Genomic DNA, 11,149 nt, shown 5'->3' with positions numbered 1-11,149 from the left:
TGACGGCTGCGCTATCGCCGTCGAGGACGCGACCTTCAATCGTGATGCGTTCGCCGCGAGTCTTGGGTGTTATCAGCGATTCCTGTCCCGGGCGGATCAAGGCGGGCTTGAAAAAAGGGCCAACGGTTTGCGATGGCGTTTGCAGCGGGGGCATTTCAGTCTGGAGTTGGAGTCGCGTCGCGGCCACGAAGTACGAAGTCGAATCGATAACCGAGTGCGTATTCGGGAATAGTAACTTCGATATCGAACGTTGCTATCAACCGTTCGCGCGCGGCGCGGTCGGGAACGCTGTTAAAGATCGGATCAAGAGTGAGCAGCGGATCGCCCGGAAAATACATTTGAGTAATCAGTCGAGTGGCGAAACTCGGACCAAAGAGGCTGAAGTGAATGTGGTTTGGGCGCCACGCATTGTGATGATTGCGCCACGGATACGCACCCGGCTTGACCGTCATGAAGCGGTAAGCGCCGTGTTCGTCGGTAACGACTCTTCCGATGCCCGCGAAATGAGGATCGAGCGGCGCTTGGTGCTGATCTTCGCCGTGAGCATAGCGACCGGCGGCATTCGCCTGCCAGATTTCGATCACTGTGTGAGGATTCGCGCGGCCATCTTCGTCCAGGACGCGGCCGGTCACAATGATTCGTTCGCCGAGAGCCTCACCGCCGTTGAACTGCGTCAAATCGTTTTCGTTGTTGCTCGGCCCGAGAATCTCGCGCCTGAAACCGGGTCCGGTGATCTCCGACAGCGTGTGCTCGAGCTTTAACGGCGCATGACGCGGCGCTCGCTTGTGAGTACTCGAATAAGCAGGGTGATCGTACGGCGGATGAACCCCCGAAGCCTCGCGGCGATAGCCTGCTGGCGAATTCATCGCGAGCCCTCTTTCGCCATTTCCTCGAACGCGGACTTTGCGATTCGGAACGCGGAGTTCGCCGCGGGCACGCCAGCATAAACCGCGACCTGTAGCAGAACTTCCTTCACATCGTCAGCAGTCGCGCCGGTATTGCGAGTGGCGCGGATGTGGAGATTGAGTTCTTCATTGCGGCCGCCGGCCGCCAGCAAGGCGATCGTGATGAGACTGCGCGTCCGATGGTCGAGGCCAGGCCGCGTCCAGATATCGCCCCACGCGTGGCGCGTGACGAGATCCTGAAAGTCTTCATCGAAGGTGGTCGCATTTTCCAGTGAGCGCGTCACATGCGCATCGCCCAGAACACGACGCCGTACGGCCAAGCCTGCCTCGTATGCGGGATCTTTCATGACGTCACTCCTGGACGGTCGAGATTTCGCATTCCTGAATCGATCTATTTGAAAGCTATCTCGCCGCAGGCTGTAACGTCAAAAGGGAATCGACCTGACGATTCAATTTGTAGTATTCGCACTGGAGGGATTGAGCACGGGAGGTACATCGGCATGAGGCGCGAAGATTTTTCCTTCAACAGCGAGGACGGACTCGAGATTGCGTACTACCGATGGCGCGCGCCGACGAAGGCTGCCGGCATTGTGCAGATCGCTCACGGCATGGGAGAGCACTCGCTCCGCTACGCGCACGTCGCGGAATTTCTGAACCAGGCCGGTTTTCACGTCTATGCCAACGATCATCGCGGACACGGACGCAGCGTCAAGGGCCGCGAATCGCTCGGTGATTTCGGCGAAGCGGGATGGAACGGATTGGTCGCAGACATGGCGACGCTGACCCGCCTCGCGCGCACTCGTGAAGGCCGTCTGCCGGTGATCCTGCTCGGCCACAGCATGGGATCGTTCGCGGCGCAGCAGTACGTGCTCGATAACAGCGCGCAAATCGCGGGCCTGGTGCTCTCCGGATCGGCGGCGGTGGACAAGCTGTCAATCGATCCCTCGCAGGAGGCTGATCTGACCGCGTTCAATCGCGCATTCGAGCCGGCGCGGACTCAGCACGATTGGTTGAGCCGCGACCATGCAGCGGTCGATGCCTACGAGGCTGATCCGCTTTGCGGATTTGGAATCAACAAGAAGGCGATGGAGACGCTGATGGCTTCTGCGATTCGGCTGATCGATCCGGCGGCGATCGCGCAAATTCGCAAGGACCTTCCGATCTACATTTTCGCCGGCGACAAAGACCCGATTAATCACAACCTCGAATGGCTGAAGCCGCTGGCCGAGCGATATCGCGCGGCGGGAATCGCGAACGTCAGCGAGAAATACTATCCGGAAGGCCGTCACGAGATGCTGAACGAAACAAATCGCGACGAAGTGATGCGCGATCTCGTGGGTTGGCTCCAGAAGGCGATCGCCGGATAGTGATTAGCCCGCCGCGATGCAGGCGTTTGATCATGTCGTTGATCGCGCCCGTCCATCATTGCGGAGACAGCCGGATCAATCACAACAGATCCAAGAAAATATGCGTCACCATTGCGGTCTCTAAACCGCGGCTCAGGTACAGCCACCCGAGGAATATTCCGGTCCATGTTTGGGGCTGAATAAGTGCATGAATCGCAAACTCCCCGACTCCAGCAATTCCCCTCGCCAGATAGAAATCAGGCCTCACGTGTGCCATTCCAAAGCAATAGGCCTGCATGATGGTCGCGAGCCAGAGCAGGCCCCTGCTCGGTCGCTGCTCCGCATTTCCTTTGATAGTCATTAGAGTTCGCGAAAAAAGTCCGATCAGAACGAAGCGAAATAGGATTTCCTCTTGCACACCAGCGGATGCGGCGATCACTACACCGCATAGGAGCCAAAGCTCCGACGGCTTCACGATCGGCGTCTTGTTGATCGGATGTTTCGGAATGAAGGACGGGAAAAAATACAAAAACAAACCGGTCCCAACCAATGCGATGATCATCAAGATCACGGCCCAAAGAACGCCACCCAGCACTACATCTCGCCATCGGTACGGCTGCGGCTCACGGCCTAGCGTTGCCGTGATCAATGGCCCGCCCGGTAAATCGAGCTTATGGTTGATCTTGACCGCGACTGGAATCAGGGCAATCAGGACTGCGCTGATAATGATAAATTCAACCGAAACGGACAGGTCCGTTCCAGGTGCGAACTGTCTCATCCTGATGAAATCAAATCCCACCGAAACGAGAGTGCCCAAGCCAGCGAGAATCATCCACATTAACGACTCTCGTCGATCTCTCGCGCGATCTTCGGGCGTACGGTCTGCAGACATGCGCGCAGCAATCAACCGGCTGCGATGCGCCGCTTGATCATTTCGTCGATCGCGCTGTCGTCGTAGCCGAGCGTGCGCAGGACCTCGCGAGTATTCGCACCAAGTGCCGGCGCAGCCTCGGGCTTTCGTTTCTCGCTTCCCGCGACGAAGACCGGACTGTTGATCGTCTGGATTGTGCCGTGGGCCGGATAGTCGAGATCCACGAAGGCGCCGGCCGCGCGCATCTGCGGATCGCTCACGACATCGTCGATCGCCGGTAGGAGCGACCACTTGATGTCGTATTCCTTGAACGCCTTGCGCCAATCCGCCAGATCCCTCGATTCGAACTGCGATTGCAAAATCGCGAACAACTCCGCCGCATGCTCAGTTCGGCCGGCGTCGGTCGCAAACATCGAATCGGTCGCGAGTTCGGGCGCACCGAACATTTTGCATAGGCGCGGAAACTCATGCTCGGGATCAAGTTGAATGAGGAGGAACACCTTCGCGTCGCGCGTGACGTATCCGGCTGAGAGCGGATTTATCGGATGCGGGCCCTGCCGCTGCGGGAAGTTCGCGCCCAACATGCGCGCCTGCAAGTCGCAACTATGCGCCCACGCGCCGCTCGCCATCAATGACGTGCCTACTTTGGACCCTCGTCCGGTACGTTCGCGATCGTAGAGCCCAAGCATGATCGCCCCGAACAACGCCATCGCGGTCGGATGGTCGCCGATTCCCGGCCGCGGACCCGACGGCGTTCCATCGCGTCCCGTGACGCTGGTCATCAGACCCGAACGCGCCCAATAGGCCAGCGCGTCGAAGGCGGGAAGGTCCGCGTCGTCGCCTTTGTCGCCGTAGCCGGTGAGATGGGCGAAAATCAGCCGTTGGTTGACGGCGCGCAAGTCGTCCCAGTTCAGGTGGAACTTCGTCAGCAGTTGAGCCTGATAGTTGGTCACGAAAACGTCGGCGGTTTTGACGAGGCGCATGAGAGCCTCGTAACCTTCAGGACTCCCGAGGTCGAGCGCGACGCTTTTTTTGTTGCGTCCGGTGAGGACCCAGGCGTAATTCAGTTCCGACTTCGGAGTTCCCGGCAAATGCGGAAACAGGCGCCACAGATCGCCCCCATCCGGGCGCTCAATCTTGAACACCTCGGCGCCGAAATCAGACATCACCGTAGTCGAGGCCGGCGCCGCTATATAAGTGCCGCAGTCGATCACCTTGATTCCCGAAAGAATTCCATCTTTTCGCATCGCCAAACCCCAACGCAGTGGATTGCAGTCTCGTCGTTAGTACAGCGCTTCGAGTTCGGCAATCCCCGGTGAGTTTCAAGCGTCAAAGAAAAGTGCCCCGGCGTTTTTGGCCGGAGCACCTTGAGTCGCGGAGTCGTTTCAAGCGGGGCCATGAGGCCCCACTTGATAGCGCCGTCTTATTAGTCTAATTGCTAGTTCATTATCACTGACATCCCGGCAACGACGCGCCACTGCCGCCCGCGGTGACGGCGCCGGTCAGCGCCAGCGCTCTGCCGTTCAGAGTTGCTCCGCTATTCACCGTGACAGACACTGCCGCCAATATGTTTCCTTGCATGACGGCGGTAGTGTCGACTGTCGCAGAACTGCCAACCTGCCAGAAGATATTCGATGCCTGAGCGCCGTTGGCGAGGATGACCTGCAGTCCCGGCGTGATATCGAGAGTCGTTCCGACCTGGAAGATCCAGACCGCGTTCGTATCGCCCTGGGCGTCGAGGGTCAGGTTGCCCGACGATACGGCCAACGATGTCGCTGGGGCAGTGTAGATGCCGGGTGTGAGCGTTGTTCCGCCGATGTTTCCGGTCTTGGTGGCGCCTGCTGGCAAGTCGAACAAATCATTGTACGCGGTCAGCAACGAGGCTTGAGCTGCGGCGGCGGCGGGATTGTTGATATTTGTGGCTCCGTTCACGACTGCCGGCGGAAAGCCGGTTACTGAAGTACCCGGAGACAAACCGAGATCACCATTCACGACAATCGGACCCGGGGCGGTAACTGTAGTGGCGGCCAGAATCGCGTAGGTCGAAGCCGCTCCGAGATTCACCGGCAGTTGACCCGTGGTGGCCGAACCGGTGCTGAAGGTCCATGAAGTTGTCGCGAGCGCATTGCCCGCCAGATCCAGCGCTCCAGCAATCGTGGCAGTGAAGGTGGTGTTGGTTGCGAGGGAACTGGTCGGAGTGAAGGTCGCTATCTGGTCGGAGACGTCATAGGAGACTTTACCGACCACGACCGTTACGCCAGGACCTGTCAAAGTGAAGGTATTTGGGTTGAGGGTCGAGGAGTCCATCGCCTTGTCAAAGGTTGCGTTAACTGATGCGTCGACGCCGACACTACCAGCTAGATCTGCCGGGTTCGTGCTAGTGACTGTAGGCGCGGTGGTGTCTGTGGAGAGCCCCGTCGTAAAGGTCCACACGAAGTTGCTGGCCAGATTATTGCCCGAGAGGTCCTGGACCCCGGTCGTGATAGTCGCGGTATAGGTGACGCCGGTTGCGAGAGCAGTACTCGGCGTGAAGGTCGCGGTGTCGCCAATCGTGGAGTAGGTCACATTACCGAGAACAGGGGTTACTCCCGGTCCCATCAAGGTAAACGTCGTTGGCGTAATGGTTGTCGAGTCCATGCCCTTGTCGAAGGTAACCACGATGCTCTGGTTGGTCCCCACGAGGGTCGCCAGATTAGCGGGGTCCGTCGAACTCACCAGAGGCGGGGTCGTATCCGGCCCCGCGCCAGTCGTAAAAGTCCATACGTAGTTATTCGCCAGCGGCAGAAGTCCCGCGCTCTCAGTCCCAGTGGTGATCGTCGCGGTAAATGTCGTGTTGGGTGCGAAACCGCCAATTGGTGGATAGAAGAGCGCGATGTTGTTTGTCGCATCGTAGACGACCAGAGAAGCTGTTACGGGAGTCACTCCCGGACCCATCACGGTGAAGGTGGTGCCGTTGATGGATGCGGGGCTCATCGGCTCGCTGAAGGTTGCCGTGATCGCCTGATTGGTCCCCATTCCTTGTCCGCCACATCCCACGATGGCGGGTGCCGACGCAAACACTGTTGGCGCAACCGCAGTGGCAGTCGCGGTAGGAGTTGCGGTCGCCGTCGAGGTTGCGGTTGAAGTGGCCGTCGCGGTGGCCGTCGCCGTAGCCGTTGAGGTTGCGGTGGAAGTTGCGGTTGATGTCGCGGTCGCTGTCGCCGTTGCCGTATCTGTCGCGGTGGCGGTCGCGGTAGAGGTGGCTGTCGCGGTTGATGTCGCAGTCGCGGTCGCTGTGTCAGTCGCGGTTGCGGTCGCGGTTGGAGTGGCGGTGCCCGTCGCAGTTGCGGTGGGAGTCGCGGTGGCGGGCGGTTCGGCGCTCGGAGCGGTGGTAAAATCCCAACCCCATCCGTTATCCCACAGCGGGGTACCGTTGGCGGCTTTGATTGGTCCGTGGAGCACTACTTCGTACCTTGTGCTGACCGCAAGGTCGCTCAGCGGGGTCAGGGTCGCGCTGGTACCGCTACAACTAATTTTTTCCGCCGCGATACGGCCGTGCCTGGTGTCCTTGAGTCGGAAGCGGCTTCTGCTAATCGTGCTGCAGTCCATCGGCTCGCTGAAGTTTACCGTGACGCTGGTATTGACGGGCACGTTGACGGCGTCGTCAGCTGGAGACGTAGAAGTAACAATTGACCTCGGTTTGCTCGAAGCCGCCGCGGAGCCGGCCATACCTACGATTACTACTAACGCCGCGATGGATATTCTACTGACTATATACTTGAGTATCATCGTAATCTTTTTCGTGGAGAACATGGAATTCATTTCCTTGGTTACTTGCATATGATGAAGCTCGAAGTATTTCGCGGCATTGTGTATTGACTATTCGTCATGGGCGCTTTCATACGGTATCGATTGGGGACCGGCGCGGGCTGGTGGAGCGCGCCCATCGCGAGCGCAATTGCGGCCGGAGTTAGAATTCGATCTCGACCCGCATGACGATTTAATTGTTCGAGGATCGCAAACTTCGCAGTTGTCGTGGCTGAAGTTGAGAGGCTCTCAATAACCGCATAGCCAGCTGCGCCGACGACCAGCACGACTGCGAGAATCAGGCTGCACGCAGACGCCAAGTATCTGTTGAGTTGCGAATCCCCACGCATACTTCGCGCTGACGCGAGCTGTCGCGATCGACTCCATTGGCCGAGCAACGATAAGCTCGACTCGACCCGGATGCCTTTCTTCCTGCGCATATTCACCTGGTTCAAATTCCCCTTGACGAAACATGCCGACGCAGAAGAAAAATTCCTGCGCTCGGCGCGATCCCGCCAGTACCGTAAAGGCAAGATCCGTACCCTGAAATGTGTCGGGACTTCGGTTACTCAGATAACCGCGGGAATTTTGCGCGTACTAGTCATAAGCTCAGGATTGGCTTCGAAGCAGACCGCAGGCGATAGTCAGTCGATCCGATAGTACAAAGAGAGATGTCAAAGTAATGCCGTTCATTGACTACTATGGCAAAAAAGTGGCTATTGGGATTGGTACTCTGCGGATCAAATCGTCAAGCAAGTTTGCCGCCCTCACTGCGCAGGCGATTGTAGGTACGGCTTCCGGTCACGCAGATCGCCAGCCAGCATCCGCCTAATGCAAATCCGCCGACTATGGCGCTCAGTGCAAGTCCTGAGTAGATGCCGGCGAACCCGATCAGAGCGATGATATAGAGCGATCCTGCGACGCTGAGCGTTTGCAGGCGCCAGCTATCGGTCTCGGCGGCGAGCAGATAGCTGAGCATCCCGTAGCCTGCGGTTGAGGCGGTTAGCGCGGCGCTCGGGAAGCCTGCAAAACCATTTACCAGCACCAGTTTCGGTTGATGCGCGGCATGTTTCGCAAACATCGCCTGTAGACCGTATGCGAGCACGTATGCGCTGCCGAGAAACACCAGCGCCGAGATTGAAAGGCTCGCCTCACGCCGACGCGCATAGCTGATCGCTCCAACTCCAACGATGAAAGCCAGCCAGATCGGATTCGCCAGCGCCGCGATCAGGCTGACGGCCGAGTCGAGTGCCGGCGTGCGTTGAGCGGTGACGAACAGCGCCACCGTCCGGTCCAGTCCGCCCAGCGGACCCTGGTCCGAGATGATGTCCACGATACCGCCGAACAGCCATGCCAGCGCCACGACCGCGATCAAGCCAACCGTCAGATGGAGTCCCAGGTAACTACGAGGTGAGAAGCGCGCGCGGACGAAATTCACAAACGGAGTCAGATCGAAGCCGTAGCGCCCGGTGAGATACCGCTTCCACGCCGCGACGATCTGGGTCTGGCGCCGCGCGACTGATCGCCACAAGCTCGCCATCAGGCCGGTCAAGACGGCGAGCACGACAATTCCGGCGCTTAGCGACTTGAGCCACTTCTCGACGAGTCTCCAGTTGGAACCGAGCGTATAGCCGAGGCCCACCACAACGGATGACCACACCAGGCCAGCGAGCACTGACATCGGCACGAATTTCCGGAGTCGCATCCCGGACAGACCCGCCGTGAAGGGGACGAAAGCGCGTCCCACCGCGACGAAACGGCCGACGAACACCGTCGCGCCGCCGTAGCGGTCGAAATAGTACTCGATGCGCTTGCGATGCTTTTCATACTGGCGGCGCGCAAACGCCCATCGCGCCAGTACAGCCTTTCCCTTTTTCTGACCGATCGTGTAGCCCGTCAGGTCGCCAATCATCGCGGCCAGTGCTACCACGGCGAGCGCCGTCCATGGTGAAAAGAAATCGTCCGCGGCCATCGCGCCCGCAATCACCGCCATAGCCTCGCCGGGAAAGATGACGCCCAGGCCGGCCGCCGACTCGAGTACGATAACGATGAAGACTACGACCAGCGACCAGGGTCCGGCCTGGCCGAGGAATCTTTCAATCGCGGCGAACATCGATAGTAGTTAAACATGAAGCGGCCTCACCGTCATAAGGACCGGTGAGGCCATTCGATCGGATATCGACGCGCCCGCTTAAACGGAATTGGGGCGGACTGCAGGTTTCCTGGTTGCGTACATCGCGATCCCGATAAGCAGGATGGCGGCGCCCGCGAGTCCGAACGACTGCCACAGCGGCAGCCATTGATGGAGCAGCAGTATCGCGGCGCAGAGGATGCAAACTCCGCCGCATAGCATCACTGCCATTACAGTCAGAGTAGCTATTGCACTAGCTAGTCGCGTCTCCAGCGTCGCGCCGATGCTGGTCTGCAACATGTGCGCCTCGGACTGCAAGATGCGAGTGACGTCGTCCACTGCCCTGCTTACCAACGTCGGCCAGTCCTGTAAGGTCTCCGGCGCCCCGTTGGCGTGATGCGACTGTCTTTCTGTCATAGGATCACCCCTCGCCGTTCGAGCCATGTCTCGAGATCGCGACGCCGAGCAATGCTGCGATTACGATCGGGCCCGCGCCGCGGCTGTTGACGATCGATCCGAACAAAAATCCTAACGCTCCCGCTATCAGCGAGGCTCCAACCGCATGACTCTCGATGATGTGGTCAGGACGCATCTCGCCTTCCGCCTGTCCAACTTTTTCATTGACGTCGGCCAGGGTGTCGCGCAGATCCTGGCGCGCGTCGTCGCGCTCAGTCTGGATCGCTGAAATCTGTTCTCGGGTTGTCATGGTATCCATTGCGATGGCCTCGGTCGCGAGTTGTCGCGCGTTCCGGTCTTTGGTCGCCGCGATTGCCGGTGACCAGGTCCACGATGAAACTGGTTGCAGCGCCGCGCAGTGCGATTCGTCCTGCTATGGACAGAAGTGCGATGCCGAGACGGCTGTTGGCGCCTCCGCCAAGTATGAATCCGACGCCGCCGGCAATTGCCAGCGAGGTAAGCGGCTCCTCTCTTATGTACTCGCCGATGTCGCGATCCCGCCGACGCCGTTTCTCGCCTGCTTCCTCAGCGGTCGACCTTGATGAATTATTCACTGCCCTGCGCCCGGCTCAGGACACGCGCCGAACAATCTGCGCGACGACGTAGCCCACCGCAAATGCGGCCGCGATTGCGAACCACGGTTCCTTGCGCACCAACTCGCGCAAGTCCAGCTCAAGTCCCTTGTCCCTGGCGTATTGCTGCGCCGCATCGTAACCGTCCTGGAGCACCTGGCTGGCTTTGTCTGCTGCCTGGCGCCCCTGATCCATTGCATTTCGAACGCTGGAATTTGCGGTATCTTCCAATGTCATCTGTCTCACCTCGACCTATCAGATTGCCATCGTAGGTCTGTTTATTCCCCTTGAATTGCGGTGCGCGGTCTTTTGTCGGCCGCCTCGGTATCAATCAGAACATGTAGCTGAGTGGGCCGACGCCTGCGAAAAGTCCAAGCCTTGCAACCTATCTTGTTGGGCAAATGTTTGCGGCGAAGCAATTGACGTATGGACAGACGCCGACGCGCAAAGCCCAAATACGCTGCAACATCCAGTCAAGGTGAACAAGAACAGCCCGACCAATGGAACGAATAGTTTTTGCATCCTCGATCTCACATCTCTACAGGTTAAGGAGTTATTCATACGCGCCTGACGGAAAAAGTTGGCGGGCACCAAAGGGACGGGGGAGTCTCCCCGGATGCCCGCCGTTTCACCCATCGCCTCACAGCGAACACCGCTCGGCTGCTGGAAGGTTGCTTGCAGTTTCATTTGCGAGTGACCGCCGATCACTTAAGCGGTGGAATCTTGAGTCCGGGTATCGCTCCGATCAGCCCGAACGTTTGCAAAACCCAAATCAACACGACCACGAACACAACAATATTCAGTAGACTCTTGATAGCTCCGGCCATCGGAATGTAGGTGTTGATTAACCACATCACGAGACCTATAACGACCAGGATTACTACTATGTTGACGAGAGTCATGCGGCACTCCTAGCGAACTGTCAGAGACCGCCACGGCCGACCAGCAGCCAGACTACAACTATCACGAGTACCAGCGGCACTAAGCCTCCGGTCGCGCCATAGTTACTATAGCCGTAGTAGCCACCGCCGCCGCCGAACAATAAAAGCAATATGATGATGAGTAGTAACATTCTATTCTCC

At 58.6% G+C, this 11,149-nt stretch carries 13 protein-coding genes; 1 reads left to right on the top strand and 12 read right to left on the bottom strand.

Annotated elements, in window-relative coordinates; genetic code table 11:
* Positions 1–155: 155 nt before the first annotated feature.
* Both pcaH and pcaC read right to left on the bottom strand, forming a co-directional pair.
* Entirely contained in the window at positions 156–866 is a 711-nt protein-coding gene (pcaH, locus tag WB650_RS02390) for a protocatechuate 3,4-dioxygenase subunit beta (protein WP_422301283.1), read from the bottom strand.
* Positions 863–1,252, bottom strand: coding sequence for a 4-carboxymuconolactone decarboxylase (pcaC, locus tag WB650_RS02385; RefSeq protein WP_422301284.1), 390 nt, complete (start codon positions 1,250–1,252; stop codon positions 863–865). The genes pcaH and pcaC overlap by 4 nt, the downstream gene beginning before the upstream one ends.
* A gap of 153 nt (positions 1,253–1,405) precedes the next feature.
* On the opposite strand from pcaC, the gene WB650_RS02380 reads away from it, so the two are divergent.
* A complete protein-coding gene (locus WB650_RS02380; RefSeq protein WP_422301286.1) occupies positions 1,406–2,272 on the top strand; it encodes an alpha/beta hydrolase in 867 nt (288 codons plus the stop codon).
* Positions 2,273–2,351: 79 nt separating this feature from the next.
* Here the strand turns inward: WB650_RS02380 and WB650_RS02375 are convergent, their stop codons facing one another.
* The 10 genes from WB650_RS02375 to WB650_RS02330 all read right to left on the bottom strand — a co-directional run bounded on the left by WB650_RS02375 (position 2,352) and on the right by WB650_RS02330 (position 11,139).
* Complete coding sequence (locus WB650_RS02375; protein WP_422301288.1) at positions 2,352–3,089, bottom strand: CPBP family glutamic-type intramembrane protease; 738 nt, start codon at positions 3,087–3,089, stop codon at positions 2,352–2,354.
* Positions 3,090–3,154: 65 nt separating this feature from the next.
* Entirely contained in the window at positions 3,155–4,369 is a 1,215-nt protein-coding gene (locus WB650_RS02370) for a CaiB/BaiF CoA transferase family protein (protein ID WP_422301289.1), read from the bottom strand.
* 202 nt (positions 4,370–4,571) lie between these two features.
* A complete protein-coding gene (locus WB650_RS02365; protein ID WP_423959279.1) occupies positions 4,572–6,830 on the bottom strand; it encodes an Ig-like domain-containing protein in 2,259 nt (752 codons plus the stop codon).
* Between the two features lie 826 nt (positions 6,831–7,656).
* On the bottom strand, positions 7,657–9,021 hold the full coding sequence (locus WB650_RS02360) for a VTT domain-containing protein (RefSeq protein WP_423959277.1): 1,365 nt from the start codon (positions 9,019–9,021) through the stop codon (positions 7,657–7,659).
* 78 nt (positions 9,022–9,099) lie between these two features.
* Positions 9,100–9,456 (bottom strand): phage holin family protein, encoded by a 357-nt coding sequence (locus WB650_RS02355; RefSeq protein WP_422301293.1) that lies wholly within the window; start codon positions 9,454–9,456, stop codon positions 9,100–9,102.
* 4 nt (positions 9,457–9,460) lie between these two features.
* The gene (locus tag WB650_RS02350; RefSeq protein ID WP_422301295.1) at positions 9,461–9,745 is read right to left on the bottom strand and encodes a hypothetical protein; all 285 of its coding nucleotides are present in this window, start codon (positions 9,743–9,745) and stop codon (positions 9,461–9,463) included.
* On the bottom strand, positions 9,708–10,049 hold the full coding sequence (locus tag WB650_RS02345) for a glycine zipper domain-containing protein (protein WP_422301297.1): 342 nt from the start codon (positions 10,047–10,049) through the stop codon (positions 9,708–9,710). Before WB650_RS02345 ends, WB650_RS02350 begins: the two co-directional genes overlap by 38 nt.
* Before the next feature lie 15 nt (positions 10,050–10,064).
* Positions 10,065–10,304, bottom strand: a complete 240-nt coding sequence (locus WB650_RS02340) for a hypothetical protein (protein ID WP_422301299.1) — start codon at positions 10,302–10,304, stop codon at positions 10,065–10,067.
* A 467-nt stretch (positions 10,305–10,771) separates the two neighbouring features.
* Complete coding sequence (locus tag WB650_RS02335; protein ID WP_422301300.1) at positions 10,772–10,969, bottom strand: Thivi_2564 family membrane protein; 198 nt, start codon at positions 10,967–10,969, stop codon at positions 10,772–10,774.
* A gap of 20 nt (positions 10,970–10,989) precedes the next feature.
* Positions 10,990–11,139 carry a DUF3309 family protein gene (locus tag WB650_RS02330; protein ID WP_422301302.1) on the bottom strand — a complete coding sequence of 50 codons (150 nt, stop codon included), beginning with the start codon at positions 11,137–11,139 and terminating at the stop codon, positions 10,990–10,992.
* Between the last annotated feature and the right edge of the window lie 10 nt (positions 11,140–11,149).

Source organism: Binatus sp. (SeqCode) (assembly GCF_049584895.1).
Lineage (GTDB): Bacteria > Desulfobacterota > Binatia > Binatales > Binataceae > Binatus.
This window is presented reverse-complemented; position numbering and strand designations above follow the sequence as displayed.

Bases quoted from the DNA above. Each gene is read 5' to 3' on its own strand.
- pcaH (WP_422301283.1), bottom strand. From the start codon at position 866: ATGAATTCGCCAGCAGGCTATCGCCGCGAGGCTTCGGGGGTTCATCCG.
- pcaC (WP_422301284.1), bottom strand. From the start codon at position 1,252: ATGAAAGATCCCGCATACGAGGCAGGCTTGGCCGTACGGCGTCGTGTT.
- WB650_RS02380 (WP_422301286.1), top strand. From the start codon at position 1,406: ATGAGGCGCGAAGATTTTTCCTTCAACAGCGAGGACGGACTCGAGATT.
- WB650_RS02375 (WP_422301288.1), bottom strand. From the start codon at position 3,089: ATGTGGATGATTCTCGCTGGCTTGGGCACTCTCGTTTCGGTGGGATTT.
- WB650_RS02370 (WP_422301289.1), bottom strand. From the start codon at position 4,369: ATGCGAAAAGATGGAATTCTTTCGGGAATCAAGGTGATCGACTGCGGC.
- WB650_RS02365 (WP_423959279.1), bottom strand. From the start codon at position 6,830: ATGGCCGGCTCCGCGGCGGCTTCGAGCAAACCGAGGTCAATTGTTACT.
- WB650_RS02360 (WP_423959277.1), bottom strand. From the start codon at position 9,021: ATGTTCGCCGCGATTGAAAGATTCCTCGGCCAGGCCGGACCCTGGTCG.
- WB650_RS02355 (WP_422301293.1), bottom strand. From the start codon at position 9,456: ATGACAGAAAGACAGTCGCATCACGCCAACGGGGCGCCGGAGACCTTA.
- WB650_RS02350 (WP_422301295.1), bottom strand. From the start codon at position 9,745: ATGACAACCCGAGAACAGATTTCAGCGATCCAGACTGAGCGCGACGAC.
- WB650_RS02340 (WP_422301299.1), bottom strand. From the start codon at position 10,304: ATGACATTGGAAGATACCGCAAATTCCAGCGTTCGAAATGCAATGGAT.
- WB650_RS02335 (WP_422301300.1), bottom strand. From the start codon at position 10,969: ATGACTCTCGTCAACATAGTAGTAATCCTGGTCGTTATAGGTCTCGTG.
- WB650_RS02330 (WP_422301302.1), bottom strand. From the start codon at position 11,139: ATGTTACTACTCATCATCATATTGCTTTTATTGTTCGGCGGCGGCGGT.